This is a genomic window from Roseibium album (assembly GCF_965233825.1).
Taxonomy (GTDB): Bacteria; Pseudomonadota; Alphaproteobacteria; order Rhizobiales; family Stappiaceae; genus Roseibium; species Roseibium album.
In genome coordinates, this window is the sequence record NZ_OZ247583.1 from 5,750,626 (window position 1) to 5,765,961 (window position 15,336).

Below are 15,336 nucleotides of genomic sequence, written 5' to 3' on the forward strand. Positions count from 1 at the left end.
ACAACAATCTTGCAAAACTGACCCAATACCTTGAATCAGTTTGTGAACCGCCTCATCCGGACGACCAGCCATGCCTGCCGCCTCGCGCCTTTCCGTCAATGTCAATGCAGTCGCAATGCTGCGCAATCGCCGTGACCTGCCCTGGCCGAGTGTGACCGGCCTGGCCGCAATTGCAATGGAAGCCGGTGCAAAGGGGGTCACGGTTCATCCGCGCCCGGATGAGCGCCACATCCGCAAGACGGATGTGTTCGACCTTTCCGAGCTGATCGAAGACAGATTTCCCAACAAGGAACTGTGCCTTGAAGGGTACCCTTCCCCAGACTTCATGAGCCTGGTCGAGCAGGCACGACCGGAGCAGGTCCTGTTCGTGCCCGACGACCCGGACCAGACAACCTCCGATCACGGCTGGGACTTTTCCAGGGACACAGGTTCGCTTCAAACGGCAATTGCCGCGGCAAGGGAATGGGCGGTCAGCGTCGCACTATTCTGCGACCCCGACCCTGCCGCACCGGAGCATGCTGCCCGTCTTGGTGCAGAGCGGATCGAGATCTACACGGGACCATACGGTGCTTGTTACGACGAGCCGGCCCGGGCCGAAAAGGAACTCGACAAGATTGCCGCCACGGCAGAAAGCGCCAATGCTTGTGGCCTTGGTGTCAATGCAGGCCATGACCTGACCGTGGAGAACATTCCGCCGCTCATTGCAAAGGCGCCCTTCATCCGCGAAATGTCCATCGGCCACGGCTTTACCGCCGACGCACTGGTTCACGGGTTTGCCGAAAGTATCAGCCGGTTCCGCAAGGCAATGGGGGAACTCTGAGCCGCGTCGGAACCCGTTCCTTAATTTCCTCTTTCCGGATTTTCCAAAATGTCTTTCGATCTCTGGCTCATCTTCGTGGCCGTTTCCCTTTTGCCCGCCATTAGTCCCGGCCCGGGCATCATGCTCGCCATCAGCAACACGTTGCGGTTTGGACGAAATGCGACACTCGCGTCCGCGACGGGCAATGCCGCCGGTCTTGTGCTGATCGGCTACGCCGTCGCATTCGGCTTCGGAGCGCTGATGTCGACGTCTGCGCTCGCGTTCACCGTGCTCAAGTTCATCGGCGCGGCTTATCTCATTTACCTCGGGCTGAAGGTCTGGCGCGACAAATCCGGTTTCCAGGTCTCCGCGGAAAATCAGGTCAGCAGAAAAAGTGCCTGGAAACTGTTTCTTGAAGCCCTGCTCGTATCGGTCACCAACCCGAAGGCCATACTTGTCATTACGGCACTTTTCCCCCAGTTCATGCGCTCAGGCCGGGTTGACCTTCTGGAAATCAGCGTCTTGTCCTTCACCTATGCGGCCTTGTGCTTTGCCAATCATGCAGCGATCGCGTTCGCCGGAGGACACCTGAGACGGTTCCTGACATCAGCCCGGCGCATGCGTTGGGTCAGACGGGTAACGGGTGGTCTGTTTGTCGGCTTCGGCTCGGCGTTGGCAACGGCTTCGAGATAAGCCTTTTTGCGAATTGCACCGATCAAAGCGATTTTCAAGAACACCCGATCGTATCTGAACCAACGGGAAAGGTCAGGGCATCTGGGGTATCGGTCAGCTACGAACTTTACAGTCGAAGGATGTACCTTGCGACCATTCGACCATCGCTTCATCACCCTTGATCCAGAAAAGTATTCCGAAATCACCGACATAGCGCGCGCCTGATCCGGTCGGTCCTTCCACGACAATCTCTGTCGTGTCACCTCTTTCAAGACGCGCGGAGGGAGGTGTCGTCGGGAAAAATGTCGCGACGATCTCGTCGGCCGGGTTACCGTTGCACGTGTAAAATACCGGTTTCTGACCCTCAATCAGGCCATAGCGCGCCGTCAGTTCGGCTATACGGCGTTCGTAGGTTTCCTTGATGCAGGCCAATTCGCTGTCCGCTTTCCAGCAGTCATCGCGGCCCTTGACCCACCCTCTCTGAAATGCCTTCAGGTCCGCCAGCGCTTCATCCTTGTCGGCATATGTCTCAACCGCGGCGACGGCATCCTTGTAGGCGCGTGCCAGGTCCTGATCGAGCCCTGCAAGGTCATCGTTGGAACAGATCAGCTCTTCGGCCGAGCTTTCCGCCTTACTGCAATCGAAGGCCGGATCCGCGGCAAAAGAGAATCCTAATGCACAAAACCAGCTGACAAGAAGTGCTCCCGGCAAAATCACAAACCGCATTCTCAACCTCAAAAATTGCAACAGCGTTCCTGTCTATCGGATCGGCTACGTGGCGGACTGAGTGAACATTTGGACAATCATGATCTTCCAGCAACTCACAGCACGCGCTTTGGGCATCAACTGCTGTTGATCCACGTCGGACAAACTTCGCTCCAGGTCACACATACACCCATATGGATCCAGGTGGACCAATGCAAACATTCTGTTTGCAATACCCGACGTGGCAAAGATGACCTTGGATTGACCGTTGGGAGAGATCGTCAGGCAGCCTCTGCCCGCTTCGCCTGCTGATGCTCGTCCTCGACCAGGCCGATTTTCCAGTAACCGGAGATATAGGTGTCCTTCCTGGGAATTCCGCGTTCCTTGTGCAGGTGGGAACGCAGCGCACGGATCACGGAACTTTCGCCCGCGATACAGGTCTGCACGACCCCCGCCCGCCACTGAAGCGAACTCACGAAATCAACTTGTGCCGTTGAAGGGGCATGCACATCCTCCTGGACCAGCCAGGTGATCTCGATCCCTTTCGGAACCGCAATCTCCCGGACATCACTTTCGGAAGGCACCTCAAACACTGCCACACCCCTGGCATCCGGCGGCATGGCCTCCAATGTCGCTTCGGCAACCGGCATGGCCGACAGGTCAGCGGCAATCAGGTACCAATCCGCATAGAATTCGGTGATCTTGGGTTGGCTGGGACCGAAAAAGCCAAGATAAGAGCCTTGCTGCGCTTCCTGCGCCCAGCGCGTCGCCGGCCCTTCATCCCCATGCGCGACGAAGTCGATATCAAGTTCCAGATCGTCCTGCCGGAAGGCGCGCACCGTGTAGGTTCTAACCGGGTGGACCTTCTCCGACGGTCCATCGGGAGCGAAATATGCCTCGAATTCGTCCTTGCCTTCACCGTCACGCGGCAGCACGAGCTTGCAATTGGCACCTTCGTGACCGATCGGGAAGCCTTCCAGTTCCGGTCCTGCAAAGGTCACCCGTAACATGTGCGGGCTAAGTTGCCGGACCTTCTTCACGGTCAGGATACGCGGACGGCGTTTTGCACGGTTGGTCAATTCGCACCTCGAAAAAAGATGAATAATTTTCTCAAGATTTAGCAATGGCCGGACGAAAAGAAAAGGGGTTCATCGTTCGAAAAACCGAAACAGTCCGTCACGCGCGGTTGGTTACACGATCGGCCATCCGGAAATTGAGGGCACACGAATGCCAAAAAAAGCCCGCCGGGTGGCGGGCTGAAACAAGTTGAGAGGTAATGGCAAATTGAAGGAAGCTTCAGGATCAGTTCCTGATGATCGGCTCTTTCAGATCTTCAGGCTTCTTTTCCTTGATGATTTCCCAGTTCAATGTCGCGTTGTTGATGTGACCTGGAACGTCTTCTTCGAAGCGTTCCTGAACCTTCAGGGAATTGTTCAGATAGAGTTTGCCGTCAACTATGGACCAGGCTTCGGGAACAACCGGAACCTTGAATCCCATTGCGGCTCCAAAGGCACAAAAGCCACCATATTGCGGCGCATATTTCGCAGGATCTGCCTCGAACAGATCACGGTTTTCGGCAGAGGAGAATTTCCAGGTCACGTCATCATAGACGGCAGTAAATTCATCGGTGCCGGCAACCGGCTTGCCCTCGGTGAAATAGGCAACCGGATCAGTGCCCCCGATGGCTGTACCACCCTTGGTGAAGGTTGTGATTTCGTCGGCGGAGGCAGTGAAGGCAACCGCCGAGAACAAGGCAGTCAGGCCCAACAGGACGGATTTGGAAGTATAAAGCGGCATGGACGTCTCCACAGGAGCTATTAGAAGGCGTTTTCCGCGCGGCGCGTCTGTGCACCGTGCTGGTGCAAACATGTCTCTTGACGCCCCGTTTGGCCAATAACCTTTGATCACAGAGATGAAAGCACCTCGCTAGAAAATTGTGAATTGACCTTCTGGTGACATCTCCTCAGGTCCCCGGAAGCCCGGAAAAAGGTGCAGGATCACGAGGAGCGACAAGACCAAGGACCAGATGAATGGAGGTCTCGATATCGTCCGCGTTAAGAATATCTCCGTGAAACACCAAACTGAAATAGAGTTGCCCGAGAAGCAGATCAATCCGCGTTTCCATGTCGGCTTCAAACGGTGTCGCGATCAGAATCTGTCGTAACGCCAGCCGCTGGCCTGTTTCCGCTTCATCAAAAACAACGGCAAACTCCGGCTTCTGCCGATACGAGGCAAGTGCGCGCACGGCAGCGCCGAGCGGTGTCTCTGCGAGCGCCGTTGCAAGCCCCGACAGGTATCGCCTCAAATCCTCCGCAACGCTGCCGCGCAGTGGCGGCTCAGTCCTGACTGCTTCAAACCCGTGGGCAAGCGCAGCGGCAACAAGGGCATTCTTGTCCCGATAACGTCTGTAGATTGCCTGTTTGCTCGTTGCAGCCCGCCGGGCGACACCGGCCACCGTCGTTCCGAGATATCCGGCAGCGGCCAGTTCCAGCAAAGTAACGCGAAGCAAGGCGTCACTCACCCGGCCATCCCTTGGCCGGCCCGTCAGCTTGCTTTTCTTGTCCATGGTTGGAGACACGATTTTTTTGGTCCAGCACTTTCCAATACGGTTCCACTGAGAACCGTATAACTCTGATTTTGGTGATAACCAAACCGAATTCACAGCCAGTTCCGTCTGCTCTGGCTATAAGTCAAGACAACCGCACATCCAGGTGCCGAACCTGCAAACGACGCGACCCGTCGGGATCAGTCGGGCGCGAAGAAATATCAAAACGAGGATCCAATGTCTGTTGATACACAAACGGTGAAGCGCGTTGCCCGGCTGGCACGCATCAAGGTCAGCGACGACGACGCAACCCGCATGACCGGTGAGTTGAACGCTATTCTCGGATTTGTCGAGCAACTAGACGAAGTCGATATCGAAGGTGCCGAACCCATGACCTCAGTGGTCGAGCAGACCATGAAAAAACGCGTCGACGGTGTCACCGACGGCAACAAGGCCGACGACATCACACGCAACGCCCCGGCTTCTGAAGACCAGTTCTTCATGGTGCCGAAAGTCGTTGAATAGTTCGACTGTCAACGGGATGAAGCACGCCGCACCGACAATTTCTGTTGAATCGCCCCTGACGGACGACATGATCGGGATGATTGACGAACTGAACGAGTTGCTGCTCACCTTGTCACCTCCTGAGGCCTGCTTTCACATGACGCCTCAGGACATGGCAGGCGACGCGACAACCGTCTTCGTGGCCCGTGTCGATGGCGAGGCAGCCGCCTGTGGAGCCCTTCGCCGGCACGATCGGGGCGTTGCCGAAGTCAAGCGAATGTATACCCGCCCTGTCTTTCAGGGCCGGGGTCTCGGCGGCAGTATCCTTGACCGGATCGTTTCCCTCGCACGCGAGGAAGGCTTTTCTTCGCTGGTTCTTGAAACCGGAGACAGACATCCAGCCGCCTGGCGCATCTATGAACGCGCCGGCTTCAGGCGATGCGGTCCCGTGCTGGATTATCCCGACAGTCCCTATTCCGTTTATTTTTCCCGGTCGCTTGCGACCAGCTGAGAGATCAAAGTCATGACAGACCTGACCAAACTGACCATCGCCGAAGCCCGCAAGGGCTTGAAAAACAGGGATTACACGTCACTCGAACTGACCGATGCATTTCTGTCGAACATCGAGGCCGCCAACGCGCAGCTCAATGCCTATGTTGCCGTAACAGCTGACAAGGCCCGCAACATGGCAAAGGCTTCCGACGAAACCCTCGCCAAGGGAGACGGCGGAGCTCTTGAAGGCATCCCACTCGGGATCAAGGACCTGTTCGCAACGAACGGCGTCCATACCCAGGCCTGCAGCCACATTCTGGACGGCTTCAAACCAGCCTATGAGTCGACGGTCACCACCAATCTGTGGGCCGACGGCGCCGTCATGCTGGGCAAGCTCAACATGGACGAGTTCGCCATGGGGTCCTCCAATGAAACTTCATATTACGGCGACGTGATCAACCCCTGGCGCAAACAGGGGTCCAACCAGGATCTCGTGCCGGGTGGGTCTTCCGGCGGCTCGGCAACCGCTGTTGCCGCACGACTTTGCATGGGTGCGACGGCAACCGACACCGGCGGATCCATCCGCCAGCCTGCCGCCTTCACCGGCACCGTCGGGATCAAGCCGACATACGGCCGCTGCTCTCGCTGGGGCATCGTTGCGTTTGCCTCTTCTCTCGACCAGGCAGGTCCCATTGCACACACGGTGCGCGACAGCGCAATCCTGATGAAGTCCATGGCCTCCGTCGATCCCAAGGATACGACTTCCGTCGATATCGAAGTACCGGACTACGAAGCCGCCATCGGCAAGTCGGTCAAGGGCCTGAAGATCGGGATTCCGGCGGAGTACCGCTTGGATGGCATGCCCGGCGAGATCGAGGAGCTCTGGCAGAAAGGCATCGATTGGCTGAAGGATGCCGGTGCCGAGATTGTCGATATTTCCATGCCGCACACGAAATATGCCCTGCCGGCCTACTATATCGTTGCCCCGGCGGAAGCCTCTTCGAACCTTGCCCGCTACGACGGCGTCCGCTACGGCCTGCGCGTTCCTGGCAAGGACATTGTCGAAATGTACGAAAACACCCGCGCCGAGGGCTTCGGAGACGAGGTCATACGCAGGATACTGATCGGCACCTATGTTCTGTCTGCCGGCTATTATGACGCCTATTATCTGAAGGCTCAAAAAGTCCGCACGCTGATCAAGCGCGACTTCGATCTTGCCTGGGCCAACGGTGTCGACGCGATCCTGACGCCGGCAACCCCGTCTGCCGCCTTCGGCGTTGCAGACCAGGATCTCCATGCAGATCCGGTGAAGATGTATCTGAACGACATTTTCACCGTGACCGTGAACATGGCCGGACTGCCGGGCATCTCGGTCCCTGCCGGACTGGACAAGGACGGTCTGCCGCTTGGCCTTCAGCTTATCGGCAAACCGTTCGACGAAAGCACCCTCTTCCAGGTCGGTCAGGTCATCGAGGATGCGGCCGGCTCCTTCGAACCGGACAAATGGTGGGGCTGACAGGAGCAAGTTGAACCCGCGCGGCTGCGAAAGGAATGTACGGTCCCGAATCTGATCCGGAATCGGAACACAGGTGACGTGAATGCATGACATCGAAACCCTCGTAGTTGGTGCCGGCGTGATCGGTCTTGCGATCGCCCGGGCGCTGGCAATGAAGGGTCGCGATGTCATGGTTCTGGAACAGCACAGCCTGATCGGTTCCGAGACCAGCGCCCGCAATTCTGAAGTCATCCACGCCGGCATCTATTATCCGACGGGCAGCCTGAAGGCGAAGTTATGCCTTGATGGCAAGCATCGGCTCTACGAATTCTGCGCCGACAACGGCGTTGATCATCAACAGATCGGTAAACTGATCGTTGCCTCCTCTCCTGGACAGCTGCCGGAACTGGAACGACTGCAGAAGAAGGCAATCGAGAACGGCCTGCATGATCTTGTGTTTTTCGACCAGAAGAAACTGAATCAGACAGAACCGGAACTCGCCTGCTGCAGCGCTCTCTGGTCACCCTCGACCGGGATCATCGACAGCCACGGCTTCATGCTCGCATTGCAGGGCGGACTTGAAGCGCATGGTGGCCAGGTGGTGCTTAACAGCAGGGTCGTCGGGATCGACCAGGTTACAGACGGGTACCAGCTGCAAGTCGATGCCGGAGATGGACAATCAGCCTCCCTCACCTGCCGGGAACTGATCGTGTCAGCAGGTCACGGCTCCCCCGGTTTGATGGAGAGTTTTACCACCGCCAATGCACCAAAACCCTTTCTGGCAAAGGGCAACTACTTCAAACTCCAGGGCAAGGCGCCGTTTTCGCATCTCGTCTATCCGGCGCCGGAACCGGGTGGTCTAGGTGTCCACCTGACACTGGATCTCCAGCACCAGGCCCGCTTCGGACCGGACGTGGAATGGGTGGAGCGTTTCGACTACGAGGTCGAACCGTCCCGCGGCAAAAATTTCTACAATGCGATCCGCAGCTACTGGCCGGGCCTGCCCGACAACGCGCTGATACCGGACTATTCCGGCCTCCGTCCCAAGATCGTTGGCCCTGGCGAACCAGCCGCCGACTTCCGGATCGACGGCCCCGAGACACATGGGCTGGAAGGTCTTGTCGCGCTCTACGGCATGGAGTCGCCCGGTCTGACCTCAGCACTGGCAATCGGAGATGAGGTGGCAAGGCGGCTCGATTGATTTTCAATGCCAGCCGCCATCGTCAGGACGCGCCAAGGCTGTCTAGCCCAAGCATATTTGTCGCCAAAGCCTTGATCTCTGGTTCTGCATCGTTCAAATCGCGTTCCAGCCGTTCAATTTCGTCCCGCTTCGGGATGAATGCCCTGAGCTGTCTTTTTCTACCCGCCATTTGCCAAAGGCGCTCAAGATCGAAATCCGGATCGTGGAGCGATAGCTGGACGATTGCCCGTACGATGTCCACTGTGCTGCACTTGTCGAGAATGTGTTCTAGGCCCCGCTGCTCAAACTCACCGTTGCCACGCTTGATGACTGCTGCCACCGATTCGAAGTCAGGTTGGAAGGCCTTGCCGACCAGGCCCGCAACGGCTTTTCGGGCAAAGCGACCGTCGTGATGGTTTAGTGCAATATGCAGAAGGTCAACTATCGCGGCCTGATCCTCGATCACGGCCAGCAATTCAAGCCAATTCAGATCAGGTCGCGTGGACAGTCTCTCATAGGCATTCCGAAGATCGGTTTTGTTGTGCGAGTTACCATATCTGGCGACAAGTCGCGCAGCCCAGAAGGGAGGTGTTGCGTCCTGCCGCAGCCTTTCCACCAGGCAATGCAAGAATTTGTCCGGCCCGACAACACACTTCATCCCGAAGGCAGCCCTGTCGGCGAGGCTTATGTGATTTGATGAAACGAAGGGTCGAAAGACACGTTCCCGATGCAAGCGGCTGTGCGGATTGGAAACGACATATTGAAGTGCGACGCGCTGTATATCGGCCGAATGGTCCGAAAGCCCGATCTCGGCCAGATCATCCTTGTCGCAGTCAAGCTCGTAGATTGTTCTTTGCAGGCGCCCCTTGGCCATCCAGGCAAACCCGTTATCGAAGATTGTCTTCAATGCCATCCTTCGAACAGCAGGATGCCTTGCCTCGCTCACGAGGTCGGTTAGAATTTCTGACAATAACCCACGCTTGAGGCCGAGTTTCATGAGCACGCCTGCCCTGTCCAACGGGCTGCGATGCACGATCCTCCTCAGTTCTTCCAGCCCGCCGGTTTCCAGAAGCAACCTGTCGACAATTGCCATCTCAACGGCTTCGGAACGCCCCATCTCCTTGAACCGCAAAAGCAACTCCAGGCATCCGGAGACAATACATGCGAAGTTCCGAGCGGTGTCGGGGGAGTGAAAAACACACCGTTCGATCGTCCGGACGGCTGCGGCCCGTACCTCAGGCACCCAGTCATTCAATCGACGCAGTATCAAGGCAAGTGAAAATGATCCCTCGATCGAGCTGATCTTGTCCAGTGCGCATTCGCGCTCATAACCGGAACTGTGAGTGGAAAGCGCCAGGGCCATCCCAGGATCGGTTCGTGCGAGATAGTCGGGCGAAAATTTCCACACCAGGTCATGCACGAGAGTGCGAATTTGAGATTCTATCAGGGCCACACGGACAGGATCGTGTTCGTCCAACAGCTCTCTCAACGGGGACGAAGAAGCGCTCTTGCTGGTCCTGGTCTCAATCGCGGCGTCCAAAACACGACCAGGTCCCTTCGCGCGTTGAAGGGCGTCTGATGCAGCGTCGGACAGTCTTTTGAATTTCATTGTCGGCTCAATCAATTCACTAACAAAATCATGGTAGTAGCCTCAGCTCCTTGCATGTCATGAAACGTCGTGCACGTGTAGTGGATCAAGAACTGAAATCCTGCGCTTTTAAGACTACTGGATCCGCGAAGCTCCGGCTCTGTATTTTTCGTTTCATGTGCCCCCATAGACTTGACATCAGGTCGCGGACCAATTCCCTTGGCTACCAGAAATTTGCTCACCAGAATGGTATTCTGGCCGCCACACAACCTTGTGACCGGAAGTGTTTTCTGTACCGGTCATGGAAAAATCAACCCTCCCGACGAACTCCTTCAGGAAATTTCACCCGTGGATGTATTTCTTTATGCAGCACTTGCTGCGCTTTTGATTGGCCCGATTGTCATTTGGCAAGTACTTCCCCGCTTTGCTTCCAGTACCGAAGAGCTGCGCGATGACAACTTCCAGAAAATCTATGCGGGTCAGGACAGGTGGCCGGGATCGAAAGAAGCAAACGACGAGGCAAGAGAACTGCTAAGGAAACAGGGTCTCGATCTGGATCAACCGCAGGCAATCATGCACTTTGCAGAACGCTCGGACAATTCAACATCCTCGGATTCCGCCGCACTTCGATCAGCTCTGACCTCCGGCCGATTCAATGAGTTGGAAGAAGACGCGGACGGCCAGTCGGTTTTTTTCAGCGAGATCGCAAAAATCAGCTCCATCGTTTTTGACCGCCGCACGATGGAGCTCAATGATTTTCTTCACGAACACGGTTGGGCCTATCTGGGTTGGAAGCGCGCGGACGACAACACAACCAACTAGGTCCTGGACGGAAAGGCGCCCATCGACAAGCTGATATACACAGGGCGTTTCGATACAGTCTATTCGGATTTCAGGAGCGGTCACTTCGGGAGCTGACGCTCTTTCTGACTGATGCTGTTCTTTGCCAGGACGACGCTAACCAAAATTTGAAAACTGACCTCAAGCCGCTTGACTGTATAATGTAATTTTGTATGCATTATGCATGCAAAATACCGAAATATTGCAGAACATTCAAGATGACATTGTCACCTGCAGGCTTCTTCCGGGATCACCCCTTCAAGAAGTGTCCTTGGCAGAAAAGCAATTCTGTGGCCGGACCAAGATCCGGGACGCCCTGCTCGTGTTGTCTTCCCAGAAATTTGTCGTCCTTGAACACAACAAGGGCGCACATGTTGCCCCGCTCGATGCGTCCCAGGTGTTTTCGATTTTCGAGATGCGCATCGCGTTGGAAAAATCATCCGCTGTTCTGGCCGCAAGCCGGCTTGGCGAAGAGGGTCGGCAGCAACTTTCCAACTATCACGTGACGATACAGCAAGCGAAGCGCGACCAGGATGAAAACCTGTTCTATGAGGTCGACGCCATCGTTCACGATGCGATTGCCTCTGCATCGCTGAACCCGTTTCTGCAGTCTCAGATCGCACTCATGCGGCTTCACACGAGACGATGCTGGTACTTTTATCGTGAGCGCGGCTACCGGGAGGTCGCCGACTACAAGGGCCTGTTGTCTGTCATTGAAGAAGTGTGCGCGGGCAACGCGGCAGGTGCATCTGCCGCCATGTTCGATCATCTTGCTGGTCTTCATCAGTCGTTTTCCGAAATGTTCTCGTCCCAATTGAAAGGCCTGGAACACATATGAGAAAACTTGCCCCATTCTGCTTGTTTTTGCTTTGCTCATTGCCGGTTGATGCGGCCAACGTGACTGAAGGCAGGGTCGTTTTCCCCCTTCCCGTTTCACCGCTGACCAGGCTGGAAGTCGAAAGAGGCATGGCAGGGGCCAACGCAGCCACGCCAGCCACCTTCCAGGGGTTGTTGCGTGTGCCAACTGGCGCCGACAAGGCTCCTGCCGTGGTTCTGGTGCACACGTGCCATGGACCATCGTTTTATCAGCATTGGCTGGAACGCCTGAACGACCTGGGTTATGTCACGCTAAGCTTTTCTCGGTGCAGCACGCCTACGGGCGAGCCCGACGACACCGCACACAGTACGTTCGATTGGAAACGCGGAGCCACGATCGCCTTTGGCGCCCTGCAATATCTCTCAGCTTTGGAAGAAGTCGATCCGTCGCGCATTGCGATAATGGGCTGGTCCCGTCCGGCCATGGTTTCACTGGCCGTCCTGAACTACGAGGGTTTCTCCCAGTTTCATGACCTTCAGTTCAGGACTGCGATAGCCGTTTATCCGTTTTGTTCGTTTGCAAGGGGACCGCATCGCGCACCGATCCTGATTGTTTCCGCAGGACAGGACGACTATGTCGACCCGGTTGTCTGCGGAAGGATCAGCACCTCCACGCGCGAGGATGACTACCCGATCGATTTCAGGGTGATCGAGGATGCATATCACGGATTTGATATCCCGAAATTCGGCCCCAGACATGCAGCAACCCGGGCGGAAATCAACCCGGATGAATACTCGGCAAGTGGCGGTACACTGGAATACCGCGCTGACTACGAAGCCATCCTTGCCAGCTTCGTCGAAGATCATTTGGAGAAGAACATGAAGCCCTAGACTTCATGCTTCGTCTGGCTGCAAGGGCGCATTGGTCTAGGTCGTCCAGAAGTAGACGACCCGTCCCCTTCTCCTGGAGAGTGCCGTACAAGCAACCGATGTCTGCAGACCGGTCAGGCCTTTTCCAGATTGGCGAGAATGATCTCGATCCAGATGCGTGTCGGCGGTATCCAGGCATTCCAGTTGTTATAGTTGCCGGAGTAGATCACCGCAGCGACATCGGCTTTAGGACAGATCCAGAGCCGCTGGCCACCATTGCCGAAACCGGCGGCCCAGTCGGTCGGTCCACCGAGTGCCTTGACCGGTGCCTTGCCGAGAAACCAGAAATAACCGTAGCTCAGCATTTCCGGGGTCTGAATATGAGGCATCTGGGAGGCCCGTATCCAGGCTTCCGGAACAATCCGTTTCCCGTCCCACAGACCGTTGTTCAATACAAGGCGCCCGATCTTCAAAAGATCCGGCGCGGTCAATCTCAGACCCGACGCCGGCGAATGCGTGCCGTCTTTGCCGGCTTTCCACTCGTATGTCTCAATGCCAAGCGGGCCAAACAGAACCTCGCTTGCAAACTCTGGCAGGCTTTTGCCGGTACCGCGCTCGAGTATCCCTCCAATGAGCGCCGTTGCACCACCGCTATAGGTCCATTTTGTTCCCGGCTCTTCAACGATCGTCCGCTCCAGGATAAACCGGTAGCGATCCGGAGCGAGTTCCATCGCGATCTCACTGTTTTCAGGATCCGTGTAAGGTCGCGATTCATCCCATTCCAGTCCGAGACTCATCGTAAGAGCATGTTCGACCGTAAGCTTCATCCGCGCCGGATCGGACGAAAGATCCTTGTAGTCGTCGAAAACCGACAGAATTGGCTTATCGAGCGTCGGGACCATCCCCCGTTCCAGGGCGATACCGTAAAGGAGACTGACAACGCTCTTGGTGACCGAACGAAGGTCATGCAGCGTTCCGGCGTCGAACGTGACTTCACCCAACGGCTGCCCCCAGCTTTCGTCCGGTCCCTTGCTGTAACTTTCCAGAATGGTTTCGCCACTCCGTTCCGCCAGGACAACATGCAGATGCGGCAGCAGGCCGGATTCCACGCCGGCAACCAGCTTGCGTCCGATCATCGGATCGAAGCCGCTGTTTTCGGCAGCAAGGGCATGGGGAGACAGGGAAACGGAGTAGTCTGAAGAGGTCATGGTGATCGTCCCGATCGGCAATGTTTGAGCAATCTGACACAAGGTTACAACCAAATGCGAACATTTGTGCGTCGGACCCAGCATCGGACCAAGTCATTCCAATTGCATCAGAGCCGAAGCCTGACCAGACCTTGACCTTCCAGTAGCTGGAAACACCATAACATCGAGATGCCTCTCTCGATGAATGTGAGCCGGAAATGAAATTGGATCGCAGGTCGTTCCTGAAAACCACGCTTGCGAGCTGCGCGACAGCAGCTGTGCCGCAACTCGCCCTTGCAAAATCTTCCGAGGGTTTCCTGGAACTCAAGGCAGCCAATGGAAAAGCGCATCTTTACGGTGACAAGGGTGGTGCATCCGATCTCTGGCTCTACAATAACCGGCTCCCGGGACCGGAAATCCGGGTCAAACAGGGCGAGAAGGTCAGGGTCCGGTTCATCAATGAACTCGACGAACCCACGTCCATTCACTGGCACGGCATCCGTATCGACAACACCATGGACGGCGTTGCCGGATTGACGCAACCCGCTGTCAAACCCGGTGACAGTTTCGACTACGATTTCGTCGTACCGGACGCCGGAACCTACTGGTACCACGCACACAACATGAGCTGGAACCAGGTGCCCCGCGGTCTTTCCGGACCGCTGATCGTCGACGAACACAAACAGCTTTTTCCCCCGGAAACGGACATCACTTTGGTGCTGAGCGACTGGCGTCTGGATGAAGATGGTGTCCTCGACACTGCAAGCTTCGGCGCAATGCATGACTTTTTTCACGCAGGCAGGCTCGGCAACTGGTTGACGGTCAACGGGGTGTCCCTGCCCGACATTGCGATGAGGACAGGTGTCTGGCACCGGGTTCGTCTGATAAACGCCTCGGCGTCCCGTATTCTAGATCTCGCCCCGGAGCGCTTCGGTGCACGCGTCATTGCGCTGGACGGTCAGGTCTTCTCTGAACCGCGCGACGTCTCAGGTGTCGTGCGGCTTGCCCCCGCACAGCGCATGGATCTCGTCATGCGCCCTACGAAAACCGGAACGTTGCCCCTCGAAATGATGACCGGGCAGCCATTCACTTTCGCCAATTTCCAGGTGACGGAGGCCCAGGGCAGCGATCTTCCCCTGACGCTTCCTCCTGTCAACCGATTGCCGGAACCGGACCTGGAGGACGCGCTGGAACTGCCGCTCGTGATGCAGGGCGGTGCCATGGGCGGAATGCGCTCGTTGCTGGAGGACCGGACGGAGGAAGATGTCCGCAGCATGATGCAGGACGGCCAGTTCTGGACGTTCAACGGCATTCCAGGCATGCAGGACCAACCCATGTTCAGTGCCAGGCGCGGTGAAACCGTCGTTCTGGAAAGCCGGAACGACACCAGCTTCGCCCATGCAATGCATGTTCACGGTCACCATTTCCGTGTTCTGGCGCGCGATGGCGAGACATTGGAGCATCAGGATTGGCGCGACACATTCACGACGGATCCGCGTGAAACGGTAAAGATCGCCTTCGTTGCCGACAATCCCGGCAAATGGCTCATCCACTGCCACATGCTCGGCCATGCCGCCTCGGGCATGATGACTTGGTTCGAGGTGAGCTAGAACGCGAATCCCTTTAGGGTGATGGCCAACTCA

Annotated in this window: 16 protein-coding genes; 10 read left to right on the plus strand and 6 right to left on the minus strand. The window is 56.6% G+C overall.

What is annotated here, in order from left to right:
* Positions 1–70: 70 nt before the first annotated feature.
* Entirely contained in the window at positions 71–820 is a 750-nt protein-coding gene (locus ACO6TI_RS26445; protein WP_055117185.1) for a pyridoxine 5'-phosphate synthase, read from the plus strand.
* Between the two features lie 48 nt (positions 821–868).
* Positions 869–1,492: a LysE family translocator gene (locus ACO6TI_RS26450; protein WP_196877319.1), complete on the plus strand. Its 624-nt coding sequence runs from the start codon at positions 869–871 to the stop codon at positions 1,490–1,492.
* Between the two features lie 93 nt (positions 1,493–1,585).
* Here the strand turns inward: ACO6TI_RS26450 and ACO6TI_RS26455 are convergent, their stop codons facing one another.
* From ACO6TI_RS26455 to ACO6TI_RS26470, 4 genes are all read right to left on the minus strand, one after another.
* Positions 1,586–2,197, minus strand: coding sequence for an MliC family protein (locus ACO6TI_RS26455; RefSeq protein ID WP_422383696.1), 612 nt, complete (start codon positions 2,195–2,197; stop codon positions 1,586–1,588).
* Between the two features lie 260 nt (positions 2,198–2,457).
* Positions 2,458–3,255: a siderophore-interacting protein gene (locus ACO6TI_RS26460; RefSeq protein WP_209003693.1), complete on the minus strand. Its 798-nt coding sequence runs from the start codon at positions 3,253–3,255 to the stop codon at positions 2,458–2,460.
* A gap of 223 nt (positions 3,256–3,478) precedes the next feature.
* Positions 3,479–3,973: a YHS domain-containing (seleno)protein gene (locus ACO6TI_RS26465; protein ID WP_055118002.1), complete on the minus strand. Its 495-nt coding sequence runs from the start codon at positions 3,971–3,973 to the stop codon at positions 3,479–3,481.
* 166 nt (positions 3,974–4,139) lie between these two features.
* A complete protein-coding gene (locus ACO6TI_RS26470) occupies positions 4,140–4,697 on the minus strand; it encodes a TetR/AcrR family transcriptional regulator (protein ID WP_158705517.1) in 558 nt (185 codons plus the stop codon).
* Between the two features lie 261 nt (positions 4,698–4,958).
* On the opposite strand from ACO6TI_RS26470, the gene gatC reads away from it, so the two are divergent.
* The 4 genes from gatC (at position 4,959) to ACO6TI_RS26490 (ending at position 8,413) form a co-directional block, all read left to right on the plus strand.
* Complete coding sequence (gene gatC / locus ACO6TI_RS26475; protein ID WP_055117194.1) at positions 4,959–5,246, plus strand: Asp-tRNA(Asn)/Glu-tRNA(Gln) amidotransferase subunit GatC; 288 nt, start codon at positions 4,959–4,961, stop codon at positions 5,244–5,246.
* 16 nt (positions 5,247–5,262) lie between these two features.
* Complete coding sequence (locus ACO6TI_RS26480) at positions 5,263–5,736, plus strand: GNAT family N-acetyltransferase (protein WP_108873688.1); 474 nt, start codon at positions 5,263–5,265, stop codon at positions 5,734–5,736.
* Positions 5,737–5,748: 12 nt separating this feature from the next.
* A complete protein-coding gene (gene gatA / locus ACO6TI_RS26485; RefSeq protein ID WP_422383697.1) occupies positions 5,749–7,233 on the plus strand; it encodes an Asp-tRNA(Asn)/Glu-tRNA(Gln) amidotransferase subunit GatA in 1,485 nt (494 codons plus the stop codon).
* A gap of 82 nt (positions 7,234–7,315) precedes the next feature.
* Positions 7,316–8,413, plus strand: coding sequence for an NAD(P)/FAD-dependent oxidoreductase (locus ACO6TI_RS26490; RefSeq protein WP_422383698.1), 1,098 nt, complete (start codon positions 7,316–7,318; stop codon positions 8,411–8,413).
* Positions 8,414–8,435: 22 nt separating this feature from the next.
* Here ACO6TI_RS26490 and ACO6TI_RS26495 read toward each other — a convergent pair whose 3' ends face one another.
* Positions 8,436–10,001 carry a hypothetical protein gene (locus tag ACO6TI_RS26495; protein ID WP_422383699.1) on the minus strand — a complete coding sequence of 522 codons (1,566 nt, stop codon included), beginning with the start codon at positions 9,999–10,001 and terminating at the stop codon, positions 8,436–8,438.
* A gap of 327 nt (positions 10,002–10,328) precedes the next feature.
* On the opposite strand from ACO6TI_RS26495, the gene ACO6TI_RS26500 reads away from it, so the two are divergent.
* The 3 genes from ACO6TI_RS26500 to ACO6TI_RS26510 all read left to right on the plus strand — a co-directional run bounded on the left by ACO6TI_RS26500 (position 10,329) and on the right by ACO6TI_RS26510 (position 12,527).
* Positions 10,329–10,802 carry a hypothetical protein gene (locus ACO6TI_RS26500; RefSeq protein WP_422383700.1) on the plus strand — a complete coding sequence of 158 codons (474 nt, stop codon included), beginning with the start codon at positions 10,329–10,331 and terminating at the stop codon, positions 10,800–10,802.
* Between the two features lie 202 nt (positions 10,803–11,004).
* Positions 11,005–11,658, plus strand: coding sequence for a GntR family transcriptional regulator (locus ACO6TI_RS26505; protein ID WP_422383701.1), 654 nt, complete (start codon positions 11,005–11,007; stop codon positions 11,656–11,658).
* Positions 11,655–12,527, plus strand: a complete 873-nt coding sequence (locus ACO6TI_RS26510) for a dienelactone hydrolase family protein (protein ID WP_422383702.1) — start codon at positions 11,655–11,657, stop codon at positions 12,525–12,527. Before ACO6TI_RS26505 ends, ACO6TI_RS26510 begins: the two co-directional genes overlap by 4 nt.
* A 113-nt stretch (positions 12,528–12,640) precedes the next feature.
* Here the strand turns inward: ACO6TI_RS26510 and ACO6TI_RS26515 are convergent, their stop codons facing one another.
* Complete coding sequence (locus ACO6TI_RS26515; RefSeq protein WP_422383703.1) at positions 12,641–13,714, minus strand: serine hydrolase domain-containing protein; 1,074 nt, start codon at positions 13,712–13,714, stop codon at positions 12,641–12,643.
* A 197-nt stretch (positions 13,715–13,911) separates the two neighbouring features.
* Between ACO6TI_RS26515 and ACO6TI_RS26520 the strand changes: the two genes are divergently transcribed.
* A complete protein-coding gene (locus ACO6TI_RS26520) occupies positions 13,912–15,303 on the plus strand; it encodes a multicopper oxidase domain-containing protein (RefSeq protein ID WP_422383704.1) in 1,392 nt (463 codons plus the stop codon).
* Positions 15,304–15,336: the final 33 nt, after the last annotated feature.

Coding starts and splice junctions, on each gene's coding strand:
- gatA (WP_422383697.1), top strand. CDS start 5,749: ATGACAGACCTGACCAAACTGACCATCGCCGAAGCCCGCAAGGGCTTG.
- ACO6TI_RS26465 (WP_055118002.1), bottom strand. CDS start 3,973: ATGCCGCTTTATACTTCCAAATCCGTCCTGTTGGGCCTGACTGCCTTG.
- ACO6TI_RS26495 (WP_422383699.1), bottom strand. CDS start 10,001: ATGAAATTCAAAAGACTGTCCGACGCTGCATCAGACGCCCTTCAACGC.
- ACO6TI_RS26515 (WP_422383703.1), bottom strand. CDS start 13,714: ATGACCTCTTCAGACTACTCCGTTTCCCTGTCTCCCCATGCCCTTGCT.
- ACO6TI_RS26505 (WP_422383701.1), top strand. CDS start 11,005: ATGCAAAATACCGAAATATTGCAGAACATTCAAGATGACATTGTCACC.
- ACO6TI_RS26490 (WP_422383698.1), top strand. CDS start 7,316: ATGCATGACATCGAAACCCTCGTAGTTGGTGCCGGCGTGATCGGTCTT.
- gatC (WP_055117194.1), top strand. CDS start 4,959: ATGTCTGTTGATACACAAACGGTGAAGCGCGTTGCCCGGCTGGCACGC.
- ACO6TI_RS26510 (WP_422383702.1), top strand. CDS start 11,655: ATGAGAAAACTTGCCCCATTCTGCTTGTTTTTGCTTTGCTCATTGCCG.
- ACO6TI_RS26480 (WP_108873688.1), top strand. CDS start 5,263: ATGAAGCACGCCGCACCGACAATTTCTGTTGAATCGCCCCTGACGGAC.
- ACO6TI_RS26455 (WP_422383696.1), bottom strand. CDS start 2,197: ATGCGGTTTGTGATTTTGCCGGGAGCACTTCTTGTCAGCTGGTTTTGT.
- ACO6TI_RS26445 (WP_055117185.1), top strand. CDS start 71: ATGCCTGCCGCCTCGCGCCTTTCCGTCAATGTCAATGCAGTCGCAATG.
- ACO6TI_RS26450 (WP_196877319.1), top strand. CDS start 869: ATGTCTTTCGATCTCTGGCTCATCTTCGTGGCCGTTTCCCTTTTGCCC.
- ACO6TI_RS26520 (WP_422383704.1), top strand. CDS start 13,912: ATGAAATTGGATCGCAGGTCGTTCCTGAAAACCACGCTTGCGAGCTGC.